This window comes from Bacteroides sp. 1001302B_160321_D4 (assembly GCF_015667765.1).
Classification (GTDB): domain Bacteria; phylum Bacteroidota; class Bacteroidia; order Bacteroidales; family Bacteroidaceae; genus Bacteroides; species Bacteroides xylanisolvens.
Genome location: NZ_JADPLO010000012.1, coordinates 98778 through 119254, shown reverse-complemented (window position 1 = coordinate 119254; position 20477 = coordinate 98778). Strand labels below are relative to the sequence as shown.

Here is a 20477-nt window from a genome sequence, read left to right as displayed (position 1 = left end):
ACAAATTTATCTGCCACGCTTGGTATTATTAAGATAAATTTTCCACTCTCTTATCTTGCGACTGCAAACTTAGAGCTTTTCTTGTATACCAATGTTTAATCAAACTAACAGCTGAATTAGGGGACTTATAGGTGTATAGGAGGAAAGGCCCCATGAAAGACCCCAAAGAATCAACTACCCCTATCGATAGTCATATTATAGATCCTGTCGGAGCTATTAAAATCACGCAGAATATAGAATTTGAGACCCAGCTAATGAAGGCACATACAAAAGGAGGATTGGGATTCATGGCTGAAGATGCCAATTCACTTCACGATCGTTGGCAGCATAAAAAGGTAGAAGACATAGGACGGAACAACGAAAAGAATGGTGCGGACCGAATCGTGGATGGAGTATATATCCAAACTAAATATTATGATACGGCAGCTAAAACCATAAATTCGGCATTTGATGTGGAGACCGGAATGTACCGCTATTATCAAAAGACAGACGGTAAACCGATGCTCTTAGAAGTTCCCAAAGATCAGTATGAGCAAGCGGTAAACCTAATGAGAGAAAAAATTAAAGAAGGGAAAGTTGCCGGGGTCACCGATCCGGAGGAAGCCCAAACATTAGTAAAAGCAGGATGTGTAACATTTAAACAGGCAAGAAATATAGCCAAAGCAGGCAATATAGATTCATTGCTGTTTGATGCCAAACAATCAGTGGTATCTACCGCATCATCATTAGGCATTTCTTTCATTATCAACTTTGCAATACTTAAATACAAGGAGATAGATACAGGGGACGCTTTAAAGATTTCTTTTGTAGAAAGCATTAAAACCGGAGGTTCTGTTTTTATTAGTAGCGTGTTAGTACGTCAGTTTTTTAAAACAGCTATGGGACGAGGATTATTAACCACATCCACCCAAGCGTCAAAATCAGCTGTTAATTCGGTATACAACTATGCTTTAGGGAAGGACACGATCCATAAGTTTGCAGCGGTAATTTGTGAGAAACATGTAACAGGAGCTGCCGCCAAGAATGTAGTAATAAAATTTTTCAGAACAAATATCATAGTGAATACCACATTTATATTGATCAATACTGTGCCTGATTTCATTAAATTCATGGATAACAGAATGTCATGGAAAGAGTTAACAGCCTCCATCACCAGATCGATGGTCGGATTTGCCGCATTTACAGCAGGATTCAGCGTGGCATCCAGATTTCCGCTGCCTGTACCCATGAAGATGATTATCCCTGCTCTCACTGGAATTTTGTCCTCCCTTGCAGCCAGTGATGTTGTTTTCCGATTACTTAAAACCAATAAGGAAAGGAAAGAATACAATATCATACAAGAAGCCATACAGGACTTATGTAATGACTACATGATAATTAACGAAGATGAATTTGACGCCTGTATGGAAGAGATTCAAAAGCGGGATATTATTAACGAGGACTTTATCACACATATCAAGGTCAGGGAAACAGATAAAATACAAAAAGCCTATGTATATACACGATTAAAAGGTTGCTTCCTCTATGTCATCAATAAAAGAGAACAGATTGTTGTTGCAACCGAAAAGCAACTTATGCATGAACTTGATCGGATAGATATGTCAGAAGAGGATATGAATCAAATATTTATTAACACCATAAAATAATTCAATTATGTTTGGAAAGAAATTTTTGAAGGACAAAGATTTGGAATTCTTAGAAGAATGTTCCAATGAAGATTTAAAAGTACTGGCTGATTTACTGGTATATGACAAGGACAATAATCCGAGATATTCGGAAACATTATCCAGAACACGCCTGTATAAAGAGTCATACCCTAACCAATTACAGAAAGCATGGACAGAGATTGCACATGAATTTCAACTCTATGGCGGGGATAGTTTTGCTAACTTCTTTCGGGGATATGGAGTGCCATATCGTGAAATCCTGATGGATGTTTGCGATAAGAAGAAAGTCAATTATAACAAAAACTCATCTACGGAACGAATTGAGATGTATCTGATTCAGAAGTTAATGGATGATGTACTAGAAGAAATGAACGATGAACAATTGCAGGAATTAGTTAAGGATTTGCAATTGGATGCCAATACATATCAAAGCAAGGATGCTATGAAAAACGCAGTCCTGATGGCTTGCATGTCCCCGGCATTCGTTTCACAGATTCTGACATTGTTAACAAGCGTGCTGGTGCCCAGAGTGGCACTAGATATAGCGGTGGGATTGGGACTGGTAAGTAGAGTCGGAGGGATACTTGTTCCTGCCATAAATATCATTATGGGAGCATGGTTATTAAAAGACCTGACGGGAGCAGCATATAGGGTAACAATTCCGGGAGTAGTACTAATAATCTATATGCGACGCAAGATGCAGACTGAAAAACAAAATATATAGACCGGAAAAGTTCTCACCCCATGAAAAAGGAGAGAAATAATACGATAATTACAGAGTATTGTTATGAAAAGACAAATTACAATCTATATCAATCATGCTTAAAGGAAAAAGTATTTTCAGATGTACCGAATGTGGCAAAATTTTCATTGGAAAGAACATTGAGTATCATGCTACCATCTATTCTTGTCCGCAGCCTTGTAAACGTTGTGGTGGAATAAGAACTTTGCCGTCTTTGCATACCATATTCATTTCTGTTTATGAAAAGTTCTGGGAAAACATGAAAAAAAAGAATTAGATACGCATTGTTGAGATATTCATAAGCCGTAAACAAAAAAGAAACAATGGTCAGAAAAAAAACGATTTATAAGGTAATTAAATATGTCATGATTATTATTGCATACATTATTGCGTTTAAAACAATATTTCATGATTTTAAACCGGAATATCTTATATCCTGGAATGCTTTCAGCAAGTGGTGGATAGACACGTATACCGGTCTTTTTAAAATGATACTCTCTATTATTTTAGGTATAACTCTCATTTGGGGTATTGGATGGCTTTTATGGAAATGGTTCCGTGCATTTTTCATTTTTATTTTCAGACATAATCCAGAATCATAGATACTCTCATGAACTATGGAGGAGCGAGAATACAATTACTCTATCTGAAGAAGTGTGAATTGAAGAATATCGTTAAAAATGTACTGGAAACATGATTGGTAAAATATTAAATTGGATTATTATAACCGGAAATTTAATAATAAACAATTATGAAAATAGACAAGGATGATCTTTATATATATGGTTTGATAAGTGGTTTGATAATATGCAGTCCATTTTTGGGTGTTTATTATGGTGCCAAATGGATTTATAATCATAATCCTCAAAAAGTTAAAGAAAAGAAAAAACGAGATCTAAAAATTCATGAACTGGAAGAAAAATTAGGTCTTATAGGAAGAGACAATAAGGCTCTTTATTATGATCCTCATTATTATAGAAATCGGAACGAGAATAGAAATGATTATTTAGTAGATTTGAAGAGGAAAGTGGATTGTAATTATAATAGTCCTGATATAATAACTGTTATAGTAGAGAGTACATTTGGCTATTCTAGTTTTGATGAGGATTCTGAATGTAGCACCTTAATCATGGTACATGAAGATTATTATAATGTACCCCAAAAGAAAAATTGGAGAGCCGACATTTATTTTAGCTTTAATGTCTTGAGTAGCACATTCAATATATTAAGCACATTATCCGAATGTGGCAAATACAGTAACTACTATGTTATTTCTATTCCTGGTAAATATCAACATAAAGAAGTTATATGCGGGACTGGTAAATTTGCAAAAGTCATAAATGATTTCAAAAAGGTCAATAAAAAAACAAAACAAAGAATTAAATCAAAATACCATTTCATGTCTGATATATGAATTGCGTTATTCATCAGGATAATATTATAATAACGTACTAAGAGATAAAAAATCTTGGTGCGTTTTTCTTTTTTTCTGTCCACTAAAAAATGACAAAACGCTCTTAGTATCCCGCCAATTCCTAACTAATGATGAAAAACAGCATATTTGATATGTGGAGTATTATGAATTTATTCTTTGGTGGTCCCCCGGAGGAATTACTGAAGCGTCAGGTTGGAAAGAAGGCTTCTTGTCCTGATGTAAACGAAAAAACAAGAAGTAATAGTAACGAGAAGTACGAACAGGATATTACAGCACTCAAGGAGAAGTTCGGAAACTCTTTTATAACCGGACTCTGTATCAGGATTACACTGAAGGAAGCACTGGGGATGATGCCACGTAACCGAAAAAGGGTTGACGCATATTATGGGCTGACCAGGTATCTGCAAGAAGAGTACGGAATTACACTAACCATTTATTCACAAAAAACTAAACCAAACGACCATGAAGAAGATAATTTATAAAGGTACAATAGAAGAGAGTGATTATAACCGTGTGAAAGATATAGACAGTGAGAACTATATAACCCCGGACGGGACAACGGTACTGCCTAAATTAACACAAATGCCATTACGGGACCTCGCTATCCTAAGTTTCACCAGTGAGAACGAACTGAAGAAATACTACACCGGCAATGAGGAGTACTTTTCATATTCCGTTGTAGAATTAATGCTCGATACAAGAATACAAACCAGTAACTTGAGCAGACACAAGGTCAGCAGTTTTGAAGACGCATTGTATCTGCTTTATAACTATTCAGAGGAGATACCACAAGCAGACGATCCCAAATATCTGTCCATTCTTATTGCAGCCGACATATTGAATGTAGAGGAGGAGGATATCATAGAAGAGGCAAGAAGGGATAATAAGTTGTATTCGGACGAAGACAAGAACCTGTTTGTACCGGTCCGGTGGATTGGGGATTGGTATAATGATGCTCTGGCTGCTTTAGGGGTATCGAGTGTAATCTATATACAGACTAGGGGAACGGGGAAAGTTAAAATATTAATTGAAAGAGACCTGGAGTAATATGAAAAAGAAAATATTCGTTATGGGCAAGGTGTATGATTTGGGTACACTAAGTGTTGATATGATAGAAAATGCTGTTCAGGCGGATCTGGATAAGGTCTTTAATGTCGGTGGAGTCAGATTTAAGCTTAGAGAAGTATCAGGGAAAACATTGGAACTAACATTTTTCCGTAAATATAGGGAGAAGGAAATAGACTGGCTGAATTATGATCCAAAGTTGATCTATAATATTGATGCTAACATAATCACAGGGCATAGTTTTAATGGTTTCAGGATACCGGATTACTGGGGAGGCGTTCCCTTCGGGTACACGTTTTTCATGTCGAAGAGAGAATTTATAGGGTGTTATAAAAATTCGGCTGTAATGCTTGGGGCAGATCAGGTAGATAGAGTTAAGATCACAGCACAACCGGAGAAAGTGGTTATGAGATTGACATTTTAAGAGCAAGAGAGAAGATAGTTAGGGAGCTGTCTTCTCTACTTTTTTGTTTTTAAGAAGTACTAGAAAGTACCAGATTGATTCTCTTCACGGGCATCCATATTTCACCTTCTCCCATTCAACAACAAAAATCTCCCTGTAAGACATGTATCGAACTATTTATGAAAATATATATCAACGATCTTCACAGACAGTTGATATATGGGGTAAAAAAACATATCGGAAATCAACCGATATGAAAATGTTGGTTTAGATATACCGCCGTACTCTTTTCTTAACCAACGAAAGATGTAGGGTTCTTCATCCTGTAGCATGAAGTTAGGGACCTACATATAACGAATTCAATATAAAAGGTATTATATGCAAAGAAATACACTATTTTAGGCCTGTTCAAGGAGATAACTTCTCATATAGCATAACCGCTTTTATCAAACGTAGATTCTCCCTGCAAAACCAAGGAAAGTCAACACAACGGAAATCAACACGAAATTCGTCAAGCAAATCATAAAAGCGAATATCCTGTATTAGATCACGAACTGAAATGAACAGAAGCAAATACTTTTTCCTTTTGCAATAAAACAATGCTTTCTGAAGTTCCGCATAGGCAATATTTTCTCCTGTTTTACACTTTGGAGCTTCTTTATCACAGAAAGACAACTGAATCTTTAAAGAATTATTCCGCTCCAAATATTCTGCCAATCGTTCTTGTACTACAGGGGAAGAAGCATCACCATATAATACAACATCTTTATATTCCATATCCGATATTTTCCTGGAAGGAGTACTTTTCAAGTCAGAACACAACATATTATATTCTTTAAACAGGCTTTGTTTCGTGTGTCGCCGTAGTTTTTCAACAGAATAGAAAGCATACCTGAATACAAAATGTGTCCCTCGCTTCTCTATTGTTTCCTGTTCTGAGAAAAAAGCATGTAAACGCATCTTATTGGTTTGAAGAGATTGCTTGGGAATATCTTCAAGCGTATTGGTGATATATTCGATTACAGTCTTTTTCATATATTCAAGAACACATTTTTACATTCTACAAAATAGCCCCTGTTCCACAAAAGAGCATCAGAACAGGTTAGTCGAACACTTATCATAACAGTTATTTAGCAAATTGCAACATATCCAACGGTTCTTCCGGAAACCGAGTAACAAGTTCGTGTAACAACTGCTGTTCCAATTCAAGCTTAGCCAAAGGATGTTCCTCCAGCCATTTCTTATAAAACCAAAAATGGGTAAAGAGCATTCTATCGTCAAGTCTGTTAAATGACCAGCTACCATATTGCGGGTCATCTGATACAAACCTGAAGAATTTAGGAGACCAGGTTGCATTAAGAAAAGGACGACAAGTATACCCATATCGCTTGGAAAGCAGAACAGGAAGCCGTTGCTCCATATACAGTATTTCAGGAGTTGCATGCAAACTGGATATGGAATCCACCTTATTACCACGCATATACTTGAAGGCTTCATTAACGAAAATTCTACAGAAATCCATGTTATTGAATACTGTAATGCACATATTTGATGCACGCGTTTCCGCAAATGCCAATTTAGGAAATATATAACCTGCAGGCTTTGACAGGGTAGCGGTATCAGGATAAGAAATGTCCCCTGGCTCAATCGATTCCCAATGGGCAAACTGCCAGTCCACATCGGGACATATATCCAGTTTTTTCCAGACAATAAGGTCAGTATCGATACAGACAAACGGTTCGTATTGCCTTTCATAAACCAGAAACTTCACTGCCGACCAGAAGACTTGTAAATTAATCCCCCTGTCTACGGAATCATCCCGAAGCACTTCAATATCATCCCAGCAAGATAACAGTCGGAATTGCCGAAGCTGTTCATAAACAGAGGCATCGCAATACAACTTTATATTTCCATTCGTTTTTTTCCATTGTAGGGCGGAAAGGAGCATCGTATATAAAGCATAATTAGAAAATATTTTACCGGGAATATAAGTCTTATATACACCGCTGACATCACGTCCCTGTTGAACCGGCTGGGAGAAAAAACAATGGATACCGAGCATATAAAATACGATTACCTAACAGGAAAATATCTACGCAAGCAATTCAAGGATACGATTCTTTAGTTCGTCACCGTGCAATGAACCACTCTTCAATCCTGCCTGCAATGAATGGCGCGCAAAATTCACCAATCCATTCATGGAATTTTAATTATTCTCATTACTCCTCACAAAACACTCTCTACATTCCTTTATATCAGGTGAGTAGTACAACACGTTCAACAAAAGTTGCAAGAACCTGTAATGATTCCTGTCTTTCCTTTCCGTAAGCCGGTTATATCTCTCCATATATTCACCCGCTTTAGCCATCCTGTCACTTGCCAGATACACCACTACCAGATGCGTATAATAAAATTCCTTGTAACCATCTATAAATATAGCCTTTTCAAGTAACCGGGCAGTCTCTCCCCATGAAATTGCATCATTACCTTTTTCTAATTGATAAACGTAGGATAACGCCAGATAAAAAAGATACAACGATTCTTTTTCTTCACTTTTTTCGCACGCCAGCTTGAAATACTCACTTGACGATTCGTATTGTCCCGCTCCATAGTAGGCCCTGCCCAAATCATAAAAATAGTATACTTTCGCATTGTCATTGTTCTCAATAGAGTAATTTAACTCCCTTATCGCTTCCGGATACTTTTCCCATTCAATATAAATGACTCCCAGATGATAATGATAACCATAATCATCAGCCAAATGATACACACGCATCTTATCAAACAAAATACAATACGAATCTTCCGCCTGTCGATAACATTCATGCGACAGGGAAATATCCCCTGTTCCCTTATGGGAAAGTCCTTTGCGATAATAAGAGACAGCCAGTTCATGATAATAATACCACATCTCAGGATTTATGGCAATTATATTCTCCAACAATTCTATTGACCTGGAATATTCACCTCTCTTCCGGTAAGTAATAGCAATCCACATTAGAATATCGGTATTCCGCTTATCCTACCGGAGTGCCTCGGCAAAAGCAGACAATGCTTTTTCAAAGGTGTTGTTATTCTCCGGACTATCTCCTTGAATGGTAGACAGGTAAATACGTCCCAACAAACAACTATATCTGGAAAGAGTATATTGGGAAGAAGTACATGTCTCGTCTATAATCCGCAGGTCTTTTTTGGAGGAGTCCAGACCGGGCAGACTTGATTTGGACTGCAGAACTTCCATAGCCTTAAGAACATACCTCCCGGCAAGTTCAAATTCTTCCAGATAAAAATAGGTCTCACCCAAATAATAATAATATTCATTCTGTACATCCTTGTAAAAAAGATGAATAACGTTCTCAAGTCTTTCACGGGCACCCTTATAATTCTCACGGTCCATTTCGACACGAGCGGACGCATAAATAAAATAAGGATACCCCATGCCCTCATACTTCCGACAAATCATATCTGCCTCCTTATAACGGAATTGGGACAACAGACTTTCCACACGGGTTTTATCCTGAATCTCCTGCATTTCTTGCAGGTTATCGGACATCTCACGCTTGTGCCTTTCCCGTTCATCATCCATTCCCTTCAACTTATCCTCCATTTTCCTCTCAAACTCTTCCTTATCCTTTTCAAGATGCTTCAGTTCATCCTGTATTTTCATTAGTCCCAAAAAACTAAAAATAACAAATACAATCGTGACAACACTAAGTATCAAAGTAATAGAAGAGGAAAAGTCTTCAAAACGTGCCTTAATCAGCCGCAGTTCGGCGTGTAAGGATTCTTTGCAATACAGTAAATTTTTATCAGTTTTAGAGGAGTCTTCAACATTATCGACCAATTCCTCCAATAAACGGGATTCTATAGTAGACATATGTTCTGTAGTCTTCGCACCAATATAGCACTGCCAGCACAAGAACAAGAACAGAATCATAGAAACAAGCAAAATGAATACAAAAGAAAGCTTGTCCGTTATCAAGGAGGAAAGAATACACACATTCTTACCCTCTTTTAATTTCCCTGTCATCTTATCCCTATGCTAAAGTCCTGTTCCACCATCCACGCACATTATCTCTCCGGTGGTCCATCCCGATTGTTCCCCGGCAAGAAAAACAATAGCCTTAGCCACATCAGAGGAAGAACCGAACCATTTTAAGGGCTGTTCCCCCAGATAATGATTCATTCCATTTAGTTTCCGATAAGCCTCATAACTTCCCTCACCGGCCCCCTCGACGGGATTCAATATGCCCGGACAAACACAATTCACACGAATATTATACCCGCCGTATTCCACAGACAACAAACGGGTAAGATGCACAACAGCGGACTTCACGGAACCATAGACGGAGCATCTGGTATCACGCAAGGAACGAAGTCCCAAAACGGAACCGACATTTACTATGGAACCGAAACGCTGGTTAAGCATAAAAGGAAGAACCGTCCTGCAGGAGACAAAAACGGTGAACATATTGGACATTACCAACTGATAAAAGTCCTCCGCTTCCGTCTCGACAAAAGGTTTGGATATGAAACCGCCTGCAACATTGACAAGAATATCCACACGTCCTTTTTCCCGGATACGGGGTTCAAGTATCTCTTCCGACTTGTGCAAATCACAAAGATCAGTCTCCACAATCTCATACCGGATACGGTCCTTAATGTCCGAATCACTCTCTATCCGTTCTCTCATTCTTTTCCGATTCCGACTTACCAAAATAAAATAGCAGCCGGAATATAAACTCAGGAATTCCCTAATTACCGCCACACCAATTCCGGAAGTCGCACCGGTTATCATTATTATTTTACTTTCATTTTCCATCGCTCAAAACATCATGTTAATCCTAGAATACCGTTTAACAGTTTATTGTATTCCCTGTTCACGTCAGCAATGCCATAGGATAAGATACACGGCATTAAAATCTCCCGGTGTTGTAAACCGAGAAACATTTCTTCTATGCTTTTAAAAAGATCATACGCATCATAAGGATTGGTCCTTACCACCCTGCCACAATCTTCCGGAAGCAGTTCGTTTACACCACAGAATCTTGACAGGACAACCGGAACCCCCATCTGTATGGCATCATAAGTGATTATGTTGAAAGGATCGTACAGACTGGGAACCACCAGAGTATCACACTGTTCACAAATGAATGAGATATACTCCACCCTGTCACGTTTCCAACCGGTCAGGCTGATGGCTCCGCGATCCAGCAAGGACTTAAACTTGACGGCATTGTCCGGGGAAAGAAAAAGACGGTCGAAGTTCTCCATATAGAGATAATCCGACAGAATATGCAATTCCATGCCATATTGTGTATGACAGTGGAAAAAACTGTCTACCAACTGTTCAATACCTTTCCGGTACTCCCATCTCCCGGCATACAGTAAACGGAACTTTGGAAATGATACCCTTGTAACATCCCAAGTACGGTCAAAACCACAGATGGGCACAGGTATCGGATAAATTACAGAAGAACGGTGGAGTATATCCGGGAAAAAACGGGAAGCATATTCTCTATCCATACAGGAATCAAAGACCAAATGATCCGCTACGGCTACCAATTCGCGCTGCAAACGGTGAAAGTGCTCAAAACCCACCCACTTATTCTGGGCATTGGCTATCCATTCCTGCTGTAAAATGGAATGGACACAATAAATAACCTTGACTCCGGAATTCATGCTTCTAGCATATTTTATGCTATCGCTCCATACAAACATTTCGCAGACAAGCAGATCAAAACCGGACAAGGCTTTCCCAGCAAGCGAGATATCCCTCGAATCCATCTCATGTACATGAATACGGGAACAGGGAAAATGAATATGAAAATCAGCCTGTATCTCCTGCAAGGAGCCAGAACTGAAATCATTAATTGACGTAGTGTATAAATGAATGGAGGATATGGAAATATTTTCACATATGGCATTTATGACAGTAAACAAATGATAATTTATGGAAAAGCTTCTTCCACCCAGTAAATCTGCGGTAAGGCAGGCAACAGACACATTATTTTTCATCACTCATCAACATTTAGTTTGCCAGAAAGATCATATTTCTCGTAAAAACTGCAGCACCGTGTACAAAACGGAAAGGAACCGTGTGATATCAGGCTGTCTCTAAAAGAATTATTCTTCTCACCATTCCAGATCTTCCAAAACGACTGTTTTTTTATATTACCCAACACCATACCCGAACAGTTGGAGATATCCCCATTGGGACAGATGGTAGGAACACGCCATGGCTTAAGACAGACATTATCCTTACCGCACAGAAAATGCCGCCGGTCCGAATAATAATTATCAATGTCCGGGGAATCAAGGGCAGGAAAAAATGAAATATTCATCTTACCTGACCATTTTTTTACCACAGAAGAAAGGAGTTTTATCCTCTTTAAATAGGCATCATCGTACTCATAAGAGACATTCGGTTCCAATACCAATGTAAAAGCGTCCCCAAAAGCCTTTTTCCAGAACTGATCGGTCATATTACGCAAAGCAACAGAAGAAAATTGCATGTGTTGAAGGGAAAGAGAATGAATAGGATATGAGGATAAAAAATGGATCAGTTCCTCTATTCCGTCAATATTATCGGGAGTCATCACACAATTAACCCCTACATTACTGAAATATGCCGGGGCATGCCGGGAAAGAAAATCAAAGAAGCCTGCTATTCTTTGAAAGCTATTCGGACAATTCTTGATATTGTCATGCACCTTATCAACACCACTCATACTCACTGTCACTCTAGCATCCACTGCAATCAGTTTATCAACATACTTCTCCAAGAAAAAACCATTGGTTACGACCTCCACCGGACAATCCCGTTGACAAAGAAAATCCAAAAGAGAACCAACATTCTCATACAACAAAGGCTCACCACCGAACAAGAGAAACGTGGGCTTTGCCCATGACAGTTCTTCGATGGCCTCTACCCAATCCGACACTTCCAGTTCCTTCTTCTCCACGGTAGTATGCTGTAATGTGCACATATTACAACGCATGTTACAACGGTCGGTCAGACACAGAATTACTTTTCGGGGAATGGCAAAAGAAGACCGTGCTGAATAAAAGTCCACAACGCTTCTGTACGCCACAGACTTATCGGACAGAGGGTTAATCGGAATAGCCATCAAAAATACATTTATTCATCACTTTTCTCCATATCCATAGCCGTAGCCATAACGTTTGCCATAGCCGTAATGCTTGCCATACTTACCGTAGCCGTAATAATAACCGTATTTTCGCTTCTTCAGGTCTACACCGTTAATGACGGTACAAAGATTAGGCAGTTTCTTCTCAAAAGACAGTTCATTGATCAATGTATATTCCGCCTTATGAGTGTAGTCAGCACGACACACGTAAACTGACAAGTCTGCTACACGACCTATTAATAAGGTATCGGTTACCATACCAATAGGAGCAGTATCAAGAATGACATAATCGAAGTTCTTCTTCAAGGTTTCTATCGCTCTGTCCAGACCGTTACGGGCTAACAGTTCTGTCGGATTAGGAGGAACAGTACCACCCGGAAGAATAAACAGATTCTTATTTACATCAGAAGGCTGAACAAGTTCCATCAAATCCGTTTCAGGATTGGAAAGATACTGAGTAATACCTCTCTCCTTATTAGAGAGCTGGAATACTTTATTCAGTCCTGGCTTACGAATATCGAGCCCGACAATCACCACTTTCTTTCCCAAAAGAGAAAGACTGATTGCCAAATTCGACGAGACGAATGATTTTCCTTCGCCACTGACAGTCGAGGTCACAAGGATCACCTTCTGATCATTATTGAGCATAAACTGAAGATTGGTCCGAATATTACGGAAGGTTTCACTCATCAGATTATTCTTGTTCTCGAAGACAGCGATAGAACCATTCTTATCATTCTTCTCATCAGTTAATGGAATATCACCGACAACAGGCACACTTGTCAGTTTCTCTACATCGGCACGACCTTCTATCTTGAATTTCGTCAGTTCAATCAGGTAGATGATGCCAACAGGAATTCCAATACCCAACACCAATGCAATCAGATAAATCATTTTGCCTTTAGGAGATACCGGAGTATCGTCAGCTATTGCTTCATCAATAATTTTTGCATTATTGGCAGTAGCGGCAAGCGCAATTGCATTCTCTTCACGTTTCTGTAACAGCATCAGATACAAGCCAGCTTTGATTTCTTGCTGACGGGCAATGCTTACATAAGCACGTTCTTGCCCCGGAGCGTTGCTGATACGACGGGAATAGCGACTCGCCTCACGGTCAAGGTTTGATTTAGTGATCATCAACCCCTGCAAAGTTCCTTCAAGAGTAGCTTGTACATTGGCTTTCATAGCACGTATACTCGTATCCAGATTCACAATAGCAGGATTATTCTCAGTTGATGTACGTAACAGACGTTTACGTTCCACCAGCATTTCATTATAACGTTCAATCGCACCAATCAAGGCAGCATCTTGTAAACCAACATTACTTGGTAATACTTCATATTCATTACCTTTCAAGTATTTACGCAAGTCATTCACCAGACTGATTTGAGTACGGTTCTCCACACTCTTCTTTTCATATTCAGCATTACCGGCTAAGGCTATCTGAGCTTCACTCGTCAAGTCCGTGATACCCGCGTCACGCTTAAAGGTTTCCAAATCCGCTTCTGTACTTCCCAGTTCTTTTGAAATAATACTAATACGTTCATCAATAAACTCAGCTGTTTTCTGAGCAATTTCGTTCTTATCATTATTCGTATTGCGATTATACATTTCAAGCAACTGGTTGATAAAATCCTGCCCACGTTGCAAACTGGAATTTTTTAATGAAATCACAGCCACAGAAGTAGTCTTGGAGGTTGGCGCAATAGACAGGCTGTTACAATACCCCTTTGCCACTCTCATCGGTTTGTTGATAGTCGCAGTTATATGACGTACGTTCTTCTCCATCCGAGGCACTTTCGTTCCATCTTGCAAAGTTACCGAATCAACATCTTGAAAGAAAGCCAATGTACCTTCATCAGTCGGAAAAATAGCAGGCAGCTTCTCAAAATGTTTCTGATACCCTTTCTCACCTATAGTCACATTCACATCCATATTACCTTCAGGCTGTAAGGTCATCTCGACTACCATCGAAGTTTTTAATTTTTCAGCTTCCTGAGGTGTCAAGCTTACTTGGACAGGAGATGTCTTATATAAACCTTTAGCAGGAAACTCATCCTCGTCTTTATAAGTTATATACAGATTTAATTGATTAACAACTTCTTTTACAAGCGTTTTTGAGCGTAGGACTTCCAACTCGTTATCAATATTCTTAGAAGAAGTCATCAGACCACTTAATCCCATATCCTCCAATTCCGAAGAAACTCCCGAACCTCCGCCCTTCTTCTCATCTTTTATTAGAACGGTGGCTGAAATATTATAAATGGGGGTAGCCCAATGCAGATAAAACCATGCACCAACAAAGCAGAGCAACACTGCCCCTACAAACCAAGGCCAATGAATAATATATTTAAAAAGCAATGTCCGGAAATCTATTTGTTCTTCAGCCATTTGGCGTTCCTTCCCGTTTTGATTTTCTTCTTTCATGACTCTTTCTTTTTATTTCAAGATGTTAAACAACAAGCTGGCAATAGAAACAAGGATAGAAGTAGCAGAGAACCATAAGCTTGTACTAGTTCCGATATCTGAGTTTCGTGCTTTCGCCTTATTCGGAGTAACGTATATGATATCATTCTGCTGCAGATAGTAATAAGGGGAAAGGATTGTCTCAGCCTTATTCAGATCCAATGGAATTATTTCCTGCTTGCCATTAGCATTCTCCCGTATTAGTTTTACATCATCACGCAAACCATATACGGTCATATCACCTGCCATAGCCAAAGCTTCCAGGATATTCACTTTTTCATTGGAAATCGTGAATGTACCGGGACGGGCAACTTCTCCGATCACAGAAATCTTATAATTTACCATACGTACTGTTACAATAGGAGTTTCAGTAATATAAGGTTTCAACTTTTCAACGATCATTTGTTCGGTTGCCTTCTTGGTTAGGCCACCAACATGAAGTTCACCCAATACCGGAAAGTTGATATTACCATCGTTATCAACTAAATATTGTTGTAGGACTGGCTGAGTAGTTGTATAACTCAAAGCAGCATTATTCTGCGTAGCCACTGTCAAGTTGAAAGGTGCTGCCAATTCAGGACTAGTACATGACACCACTATCGTCAGCAGGTCCTTGGGCATGATCTTAGCATCATAAAGCTGTTCGTTCTGGGTACTGTACAAAACGACCTCAGCATCCTGCAGGTAAGGTACTTTTTTGTAGGACTGGCAGCCTGTAAACATTAATGTCGCCAATGCGCAATAGAATAATTCTTTCAATCTTTTCATATATTTCTTTCTTGCTGGGGTTATACAATTTTTCGCAAGACCGGGTATCCCCATTTCATCCGGCCAGTACGGTATATTATTGGAATTCTTAGGTAAGGTCTTTTTCTTTTACAGCTCAATCGGATAAGCAGGACAAGGTATCTTACTTACTGGTCCTCCTGTTCCTTCTTTTTTCGCCCTCCGATATGACCGTCCATATCCCGCATCCCGCTATGCCGAGGAACATCTTCAGTTTCCACTTCTCTAGTATGCCTTGATTGATCTTACGACAGACAAATTTTATCTTGTTCAAAAGACGAGTATGCCTATTCGGAAAATAACGGTTTTCCAGGACATACGCCTTTAACTCATCACAGAAGGCGATAAAATTCTGATCGTTCTTTCTGGACATTCATTTGCTATTTATAGAATTCGTATCCGCTTGCCCGGTGGTTTGTTTCCGCTCCCTCCTCACGGCCTATAACTACCTCCAGCCTCCGTGCGATATCAAAGAAAAACATGGAGATCGTTATAGTCCAGCATTGTCAAAGCCATTGAGGGTATAATAGCCCCATTCAAAGGTGTCAGAATCAACCTCCCCACCATCGAAACAGATGTTGCCATAACTCTCCTCGAAACGCTCCAGAAACATGTCACCCATATATTACCCTTTATGATGAATTTATGGAACGCCCTAAACACTTTAACCTGGGAATTGTAGTAAAGGCTACGGACAACCGTCACCAAATCCAATGCCATTGAATATTTAGTCTTCTGGGAAAGTTCAAGGTTGTCATCCGGTCTCCTCGGATCAACATCATCAAAGTAACCGTCAGTCAGCTGGTCATCATCCAGAATATGCTCGAAAAAGCGTTGGAGCATCTCCTCAAGGGACATTCCGTCAAAGTCATAGATCTCTGTTTTGAAAGGGTGGATGATCGGCATATCCGGTTCTACCGCCAATTCCTTCGACTTCTTCCGAACTTTTTTTCAGGACGGAATCAAGGTGGGAGCAAACAATTCCCGTAGTTCATCGACCATCAGCAGACTCTCCTTCCGCGTCTTCTTGTCATAACACACAGAGACCAAGAGAAACATCTTTAGGGTATCGATCCGGCAGGGAGCTTTTACCACAGAGGTATTAGGACACGCCTTGACAAACTCCTGGGCCAATTCCTTCACGCAAAGCTTTTCCAATACCTCTATCGGATTTGACTTGACGTAAGAGTCGATCTTCTCAATCATATAAGGCTTATCTGATGATTTACTGACAGACACACCAAGGATAGTGGCAATCCGAAAAAATGACTCCTTATGGACAATACCCAAATTACTATGGTACGTAAACGAGATTATGCTCATCGTTTTTTATAGGAAATGTAGGAAAAATTCATTGTGGTTGCTATCAGTAGACTTATGTCGAACCGCAGGCATTAGCAGTACTTTGTTGACAGATAAACATTATTATTTCTTCAATGTTTCGAGAGCTTCGGCAGCATCTTTCTTTGTTATCTGGAGGCTGCGAGCTACATACTCAAGAATCATGAGATCCATTGAGTAACTATGCTGCTCCATTTCTACAAATTCTACTACATGCTTTTTCAATTCTTCTGTAATCATACTCAATTATTGATTAAAGGGTTATATATCTTCATCATAGTTCCTTCATAACTTGCTCAACATCTTCCAATGGGACATTGAGCATACGAGAGACATACAAAGGGGAGATTACATCCATCGAACCAGACTGTCGTTCCATACCTATAAGGTATTCGATGTTCTTTTTAAGGTCACCAAGAGAGTTTGAGAACCCAGTATGTTCAAATGATTCAAAATCCCTTTTTGACTTATATTCATCAAGTGTTTCGCTTTCATCCTCACCATACTTGCCATCCTTTGCCTCATAAATAACACAAGGCTCCAAAACTTCTACGGTATGCCAAGCACATTGCGGAACAACACAACCGTAGTTCCCCTTTGATGGATCGAGATGGATTCGCTCTGTTTCGATACCATTGTCGTCATAGAACACTTCATCCATCTTTCCAACGAGCAATATCACATTCTCATTACTCATTGGATGGCGATGAATAGGCACTATAGTACTGCGCAACATAGCATTAAGCATACGTTGTCCTCCATCATTTAGACTTGTACGCAAGTCGTGGTTTATGCGCTTGCGGTCGCTTGACTCTGCCTGTACGAAGAGAGAATCAAGCAGTTCTTTGTTGATTTCTATCATATCGTATCTTGTCTGTCTTTTGTGGCCAAAAACAAGTAACTTACAAATTTCCAAACTGGCCAAAAAAAATCTTCATGATCAAATACCTGTAATTTATTATAAATCAATATGCTCGAAGCACCACTTCAAATGCCTCTGAGTACATTTGCCTCCATTGGCCTCCTCGCATAGCAGCAAGACCGGTAATATAGTCAGCAGAACGAGGGTGCGGATATGGACGCATCACGCCACGGTACATCGAGAGAGCTTTGATCTTCGCATCAACGCCCTCCTTGCCCACCTCCACATAGCAGTTCGGGTTGAACGACTCCATCGCGTTATTGATTTTCCACTCCGTACACGAAGGCACCTCCATGTACCAGAACTCCTTCACACGCTTCACCTCCGGCCTACGCTGGAACAGGCGGATTGCCTCCTGACATGCCATCGACGTCTGCAAGTGATCATTATTCGTGTCTGCAGGATGATGAGTGATGATAACATCAGGCTCACTCTCCTTGATTGCAGCCTCAATGAACTGCACCAGTTTCAAATGAGGCACGGTATTCATCTCAATATTTGGGAAAGTACCCTCATAAATCTTATTTACACCCAAGAACTTGTTAGAAACATTAGTATCATCCTCCAACTCATTGTCTTCAGGTCGGAACGCGCGAGCCTTAGCCTCAGTACACATGATGCATACATCCACAGTATCTCCGTTATGTGCCCACTTCCACATACTTGCGCCTGCTCCCAATGTTTCATCATCAGGATGCGCTACAACTATTAAGTATTTCATCGCTTATACAGTTTTTGAATATTCAACCAATTTATCATGCAACCACTGTGGATATTTTCCGCAAGTAGTATAAAGAATAGACAATACCGTCCACCAAATCAGACAAATGTCCCACCAAAAGCTCGCATGCTTCACATAATACACATCTAGTTTCAGACGGATAGGTAACACTTTTTCGTTGTACTCTTCCTCTTCGGTGAACTGATCTCCATAGATATAATCCCACAAGCTCGACTGAGAGGTCAGTCCGCAAGGTACAGTAGCAGCAATAGCATTCTCGCCACCACGAGTAATCTCTATCTGATCAACTGCTGCAGGACGAGGGCCTACAATTGACATTGTGCCGTTAAGGATGTTCAAGAGCTGAGGTAGTTCATCAATCTTCAGTCGGCGCATAATCTTGCCCCACCAGAAGATTCTATCCTGCTCTGGACGAAGACTCGCCTCACTTGCTCCACGAACTACACGCATGGAGCGAAACTTCCACATCTTGAACTTTTTGTTGTCCTTACCCACACGATTGGCAAAGTAGAACAACGGCCCTGGGTCGCTAATCTCAGTAAGGATGATGCTCACAATCCAGATCGGGCTGGTACCTATAATGCCCAATAGGGCGCAAATCACGTCAAACAGGCGCTTAAAGAACTTATATATCATATCAAGACATTGTTTTCATAAATTATTCATACCCATGTAGTTTACGGTCGCAGAAATGCCAGATACGCCACATCGAACCCCAAAACCAGTCAAAAGAAGCGAATTGCGAGTAGGAGTAGTTCTTTCGAGTAATGCGGACAAGACTCTGCAAAGGATTCATCCTACGAAAGTTATCCGCTCATCTTTATAACCGAAATTACCACTCTGAATAATCTCATTCAAAAGGAAACGAGCATTCTTCTCATTGGGTTCTCACAGCATCCAGTTAGCGTTACCTTCAAACATCTCCCCCAACACCCACATCAACGCCTTAGCAAAGCACGTCGTGTTAAAAGAAGTCACCTCCTTCTTAACTTTCTCTACGTTCTTATCACTCTCACCACCTGCTGCTTGCAGCAGCATATAGTAGTCCATACACTGCCTCAGTCCCACGCCCTCCGTAAAAATGTTGGAAGATATGTGTCAACTGATGAACAGTATTGAAAGTTCAAGCAGTGGTCACAATCTCGTGCCTTCCAACCTCGTTTGGGATGCGTTCTTTATGTGTAAAACACTCCTCAGCCATCTCGACAAAGAACCATTGCAGACGTACGTTGGTTACGAAGTTCTACACCAACTCAGGACGATAATGTGCCTCAACCTCTACATCCTCAAACACATCCAGATGTGCATGCGTCTCGCGTAACTCTTTCGTTGGAGCCAGTTTCCGCACCAACTCTATCACACGCTCCTTGCCATTCTCTATTCAGATGTCGATGTCGCCCGACTGACGAAGCGAAGATAACTCAGAAGGATAAAAAGGAAGATTCGCCTGTCCCTTAAAGATACAGCTTCTCACTCCCTGCTTCGTAAACAATGTCTGCACCTGTCCGCATCGCTCATTCATCAGTTCATTCTGTTTCTGAATCGTTGCGGTAATTCCAAGCTATGCATCTTCAATTCGATGGGTAGATTCACCAACTGTCGTTGCTTGTTCAGTTTCTGCATCCCATCAAAGCAAACTCCTATTAATACCTGCTTCTCAGCTATGGCATACATAACCTCCTATTCCTCAGCCGAAGGCGTATGTAACAGACAAACTACCTTACCTATAGATACTCGTATCAGTTCCAAGAAAAGCG

The 20477-nt window shown here is 40.1% G+C and carries 25 protein-coding genes; 6 read left to right on the top strand and 19 right to left on the bottom strand.

Annotated features, from left to right (window positions below):
• Window positions 1-152: 152 nt before the first annotated feature.
• The 6 genes from KFO40_RS07260 to KFO40_RS07235 all read left to right on the top strand — a co-directional run bounded on the left by KFO40_RS07260 (window position 153) and on the right by KFO40_RS07235 (window position 5333).
• Window positions 153-1646, top strand: coding sequence for a hypothetical protein (locus tag KFO40_RS07260; RefSeq protein ID WP_055229380.1), 1494 nt, complete (start codon window positions 153-155; stop codon window positions 1644-1646).
• A 7-nt stretch (window positions 1647-1653) separates the two neighbouring features.
• Window positions 1654-2391 carry a DUF3944 domain-containing protein gene (locus KFO40_RS07255; RefSeq protein ID WP_048696657.1) on the top strand — a complete coding sequence of 246 codons (738 nt, stop codon included), beginning with the start codon at window positions 1654-1656 and terminating at the stop codon, window positions 2389-2391.
• Between the two features lie 769 nt (window positions 2392-3160).
• Window positions 3161-3823, top strand: coding sequence for a hypothetical protein (locus KFO40_RS07250; protein ID WP_048696648.1), 663 nt, complete (start codon window positions 3161-3163; stop codon window positions 3821-3823).
• 164 nt (window positions 3824-3987) lie between these two features.
• Complete coding sequence (locus KFO40_RS07245; protein WP_048696669.1) at window positions 3988-4326, top strand: hypothetical protein; 339 nt, start codon at window positions 3988-3990, stop codon at window positions 4324-4326.
• On the top strand, window positions 4307-4891 hold the full coding sequence (locus KFO40_RS07240; protein ID WP_048696646.1) for a hypothetical protein: 585 nt from the start codon (window positions 4307-4309) through the stop codon (window positions 4889-4891). The genes KFO40_RS07245 and KFO40_RS07240 overlap by 20 nt, the downstream gene beginning before the upstream one ends.
• A 1-nt stretch (window position 4892) precedes the next feature.
• Entirely contained in the window at window positions 4893-5333 is a 441-nt protein-coding gene (locus KFO40_RS07235) for a hypothetical protein (RefSeq protein ID WP_048696643.1), read from the top strand.
• A 387-nt stretch (window positions 5334-5720) separates the two neighbouring features.
• On the opposite strand, the gene KFO40_RS07230 is transcribed toward KFO40_RS07235, so the two are convergent.
• From KFO40_RS07230 to KFO40_RS07140, 19 genes are all read right to left on the bottom strand, one after another.
• Window positions 5721-6347 (bottom strand): hypothetical protein, encoded by a 627-nt coding sequence (locus KFO40_RS07230; RefSeq protein WP_055229381.1) that lies wholly within the window; start codon window positions 6345-6347, stop codon window positions 5721-5723.
• Window positions 6348-6438: 91 nt separating this feature from the next.
• Entirely contained in the window at window positions 6439-7374 is a 936-nt protein-coding gene (locus KFO40_RS07225; protein ID WP_055229382.1) for a DUF6734 family protein, read from the bottom strand.
• A 144-nt stretch (window positions 7375-7518) separates the two neighbouring features.
• Complete coding sequence (locus KFO40_RS07220; protein ID WP_151923091.1) at window positions 7519-8310, bottom strand: tetratricopeptide repeat protein; 792 nt, start codon at window positions 8308-8310, stop codon at window positions 7519-7521.
• A gap of 24 nt (window positions 8311-8334) precedes the next feature.
• Entirely contained in the window at window positions 8335-9342 is a 1008-nt protein-coding gene (locus tag KFO40_RS07215) for a hypothetical protein (protein WP_055229385.1), read from the bottom strand.
• A 12-nt stretch (window positions 9343-9354) separates the two neighbouring features.
• Window positions 9355-10110 carry an SDR family NAD(P)-dependent oxidoreductase gene (locus tag KFO40_RS07210; protein ID WP_225693978.1) on the bottom strand — a complete coding sequence of 252 codons (756 nt, stop codon included), beginning with the start codon at window positions 10108-10110 and terminating at the stop codon, window positions 9355-9357.
• Between the two features lie 35 nt (window positions 10111-10145).
• Window positions 10146-11330 carry a glycosyltransferase gene (locus tag KFO40_RS07205; protein ID WP_081030127.1) on the bottom strand — a complete coding sequence of 395 codons (1185 nt, stop codon included), beginning with the start codon at window positions 11328-11330 and terminating at the stop codon, window positions 10146-10148.
• Window positions 11330-12442, bottom strand: coding sequence for a radical SAM protein (locus tag KFO40_RS07200; RefSeq protein WP_055229389.1), 1113 nt, complete (start codon window positions 12440-12442; stop codon window positions 11330-11332). Before KFO40_RS07200 ends, KFO40_RS07205 begins: the two co-directional genes overlap by 1 nt.
• Before the next feature lie 18 nt (window positions 12443-12460).
• Window positions 12461-14890 carry a GumC family protein gene (locus tag KFO40_RS07195; RefSeq protein ID WP_055229390.1) on the bottom strand — a complete coding sequence of 810 codons (2430 nt, stop codon included), beginning with the start codon at window positions 14888-14890 and terminating at the stop codon, window positions 12461-12463.
• A 12-nt stretch (window positions 14891-14902) separates the two neighbouring features.
• Window positions 14903-15697, bottom strand: coding sequence for a polysaccharide biosynthesis/export family protein (locus tag KFO40_RS07190; protein ID WP_055229391.1), 795 nt, complete (start codon window positions 15695-15697; stop codon window positions 14903-14905).
• Between the two features lie 486 nt (window positions 15698-16183).
• On the bottom strand, window positions 16184-16639 hold the full coding sequence (locus tag KFO40_RS07185) for a hypothetical protein (RefSeq protein ID WP_187325305.1): 456 nt from the start codon (window positions 16637-16639) through the stop codon (window positions 16184-16186).
• Between the two features lie 27 nt (window positions 16640-16666).
• Window positions 16667-17038, bottom strand: a complete 372-nt coding sequence (locus tag KFO40_RS07180; RefSeq protein WP_055229393.1) for a hypothetical protein — start codon at window positions 17036-17038, stop codon at window positions 16667-16669.
• A gap of 102 nt (window positions 17039-17140) precedes the next feature.
• Window positions 17141-17296 carry a hypothetical protein gene (locus KFO40_RS07175; RefSeq protein ID WP_153882652.1) on the bottom strand — a complete coding sequence of 52 codons (156 nt, stop codon included), beginning with the start codon at window positions 17294-17296 and terminating at the stop codon, window positions 17141-17143.
• A 34-nt stretch (window positions 17297-17330) separates the two neighbouring features.
• Window positions 17331-17918, bottom strand: coding sequence for a WbuC family cupin fold metalloprotein (locus tag KFO40_RS07170; RefSeq protein WP_117977926.1), 588 nt, complete (start codon window positions 17916-17918; stop codon window positions 17331-17333).
• A gap of 103 nt (window positions 17919-18021) precedes the next feature.
• Entirely contained in the window at window positions 18022-18699 is a 678-nt protein-coding gene (locus KFO40_RS07165) for a PIG-L deacetylase family protein (RefSeq protein WP_055229394.1), read from the bottom strand.
• A gap of 3 nt (window positions 18700-18702) precedes the next feature.
• Window positions 18703-19356, bottom strand: coding sequence for a sugar transferase (locus tag KFO40_RS07160; protein WP_055229395.1), 654 nt, complete (start codon window positions 19354-19356; stop codon window positions 18703-18705).
• A 22-nt stretch (window positions 19357-19378) separates the two neighbouring features.
• Window positions 19379-19516, bottom strand: a complete 138-nt coding sequence (locus KFO40_RS07155) for a hypothetical protein (protein WP_153882651.1) — start codon at window positions 19514-19516, stop codon at window positions 19379-19381.
• Window positions 19517-19608: 92 nt separating this feature from the next.
• Window positions 19609-19770, bottom strand: coding sequence for a hypothetical protein (locus KFO40_RS07150; protein WP_153882650.1), 162 nt, complete (start codon window positions 19768-19770; stop codon window positions 19609-19611).
• 331 nt (window positions 19771-20101) lie between these two features.
• Window positions 20102-20242, bottom strand: coding sequence for a hypothetical protein (locus KFO40_RS07145; RefSeq protein WP_117977909.1), 141 nt, complete (start codon window positions 20240-20242; stop codon window positions 20102-20104).
• Complete coding sequence (locus KFO40_RS07140) at window positions 20242-20394, bottom strand: hypothetical protein (protein ID WP_153882649.1); 153 nt, start codon at window positions 20392-20394, stop codon at window positions 20242-20244. The genes KFO40_RS07145 and KFO40_RS07140 overlap by 1 nt, the downstream gene beginning before the upstream one ends.
• Window positions 20395-20477: the final 83 nt, after the last annotated feature.

Excerpts from the sequence above, each read along its gene's own strand:
- KFO40_RS07260 (WP_055229380.1), top strand. The coding sequence starts at position 153 with ATGAAAGACCCCAAAGAATCAACTACCCCTATCGATAGTCATATTATA.
- KFO40_RS07255 (WP_048696657.1), top strand. The coding sequence starts at position 1,654 with ATGTTTGGAAAGAAATTTTTGAAGGACAAAGATTTGGAATTCTTAGAA.
- KFO40_RS07250 (WP_048696648.1), top strand. The coding sequence starts at position 3,161 with ATGAAAATAGACAAGGATGATCTTTATATATATGGTTTGATAAGTGGT.
- KFO40_RS07245 (WP_048696669.1), top strand. The coding sequence starts at position 3,988 with ATGAATTTATTCTTTGGTGGTCCCCCGGAGGAATTACTGAAGCGTCAG.
- KFO40_RS07240 (WP_048696646.1), top strand. The coding sequence starts at position 4,307 with ATGAAGAAGATAATTTATAAAGGTACAATAGAAGAGAGTGATTATAAC.
- KFO40_RS07235 (WP_048696643.1), top strand. The coding sequence starts at position 4,893 with ATGAAAAAGAAAATATTCGTTATGGGCAAGGTGTATGATTTGGGTACA.
- KFO40_RS07230 (WP_055229381.1), bottom strand. The coding sequence starts at position 6,347 with ATGAAAAAGACTGTAATCGAATATATCACCAATACGCTTGAAGATATT.
- KFO40_RS07225 (WP_055229382.1), bottom strand. The coding sequence starts at position 7,374 with ATGCTCGGTATCCATTGTTTTTTCTCCCAGCCGGTTCAACAGGGACGT.
- KFO40_RS07220 (WP_151923091.1), bottom strand. The coding sequence starts at position 8,310 with ATGTGGATTGCTATTACTTACCGGAAGAGAGGTGAATATTCCAGGTCA.
- KFO40_RS07215 (WP_055229385.1), bottom strand. The coding sequence starts at position 9,342 with ATGACAGGGAAATTAAAAGAGGGTAAGAATGTGTGTATTCTTTCCTCC.
- KFO40_RS07210 (WP_225693978.1), bottom strand. The coding sequence starts at position 10,110 with ATGATAACCGGTGCGACTTCCGGAATTGGTGTGGCGGTAATTAGGGAA.
- KFO40_RS07205 (WP_081030127.1), bottom strand. The coding sequence starts at position 11,330 with ATGAAAAATAATGTGTCTGTTGCCTGCCTTACCGCAGATTTACTGGGT.
- KFO40_RS07200 (WP_055229389.1), bottom strand. The coding sequence starts at position 12,442 with ATGGCTATTCCGATTAACCCTCTGTCCGATAAGTCTGTGGCGTACAGA.
- KFO40_RS07195 (WP_055229390.1), bottom strand. The coding sequence starts at position 14,890 with ATGAAAGAAGAAAATCAAAACGGGAAGGAACGCCAAATGGCTGAAGAA.
- KFO40_RS07190 (WP_055229391.1), bottom strand. The coding sequence starts at position 15,697 with ATGAAAAGATTGAAAGAATTATTCTATTGCGCATTGGCGACATTAATG.
- KFO40_RS07180 (WP_055229393.1), bottom strand. The coding sequence starts at position 17,038 with ATGAGCATAATCTCGTTTACGTACCATAGTAATTTGGGTATTGTCCAT.
- KFO40_RS07175 (WP_153882652.1), bottom strand. The coding sequence starts at position 17,296 with ATGATTACAGAAGAATTGAAAAAGCATGTAGTAGAATTTGTAGAAATG.
- KFO40_RS07170 (WP_117977926.1), bottom strand. The coding sequence starts at position 17,918 with ATGATAGAAATCAACAAAGAACTGCTTGATTCTCTCTTCGTACAGGCA.
- KFO40_RS07165 (WP_055229394.1), bottom strand. The coding sequence starts at position 18,699 with ATGAAATACTTAATAGTTGTAGCGCATCCTGATGATGAAACATTGGGA.
- KFO40_RS07160 (WP_055229395.1), bottom strand. The coding sequence starts at position 19,356 with ATGATATATAAGTTCTTTAAGCGCCTGTTTGACGTGATTTGCGCCCTA.
- KFO40_RS07155 (WP_153882651.1), bottom strand. The coding sequence starts at position 19,516 with ATGAATCCTTTGCAGAGTCTTGTCCGCATTACTCGAAAGAACTACTCC.
- KFO40_RS07150 (WP_153882650.1), bottom strand. The coding sequence starts at position 19,770 with ATGGACTACTATATGCTGCTGCAAGCAGCAGGTGGTGAGAGTGATAAG.
- KFO40_RS07145 (WP_117977909.1), bottom strand. The coding sequence starts at position 20,242 with ATGAATGAGCGATGCGGACAGGTGCAGACATTGTTTACGAAGCAGGGA.
- KFO40_RS07140 (WP_153882649.1), bottom strand. The coding sequence starts at position 20,394 with ATGTATGCCATAGCTGAGAAGCAGGTATTAATAGGAGTTTGCTTTGAT.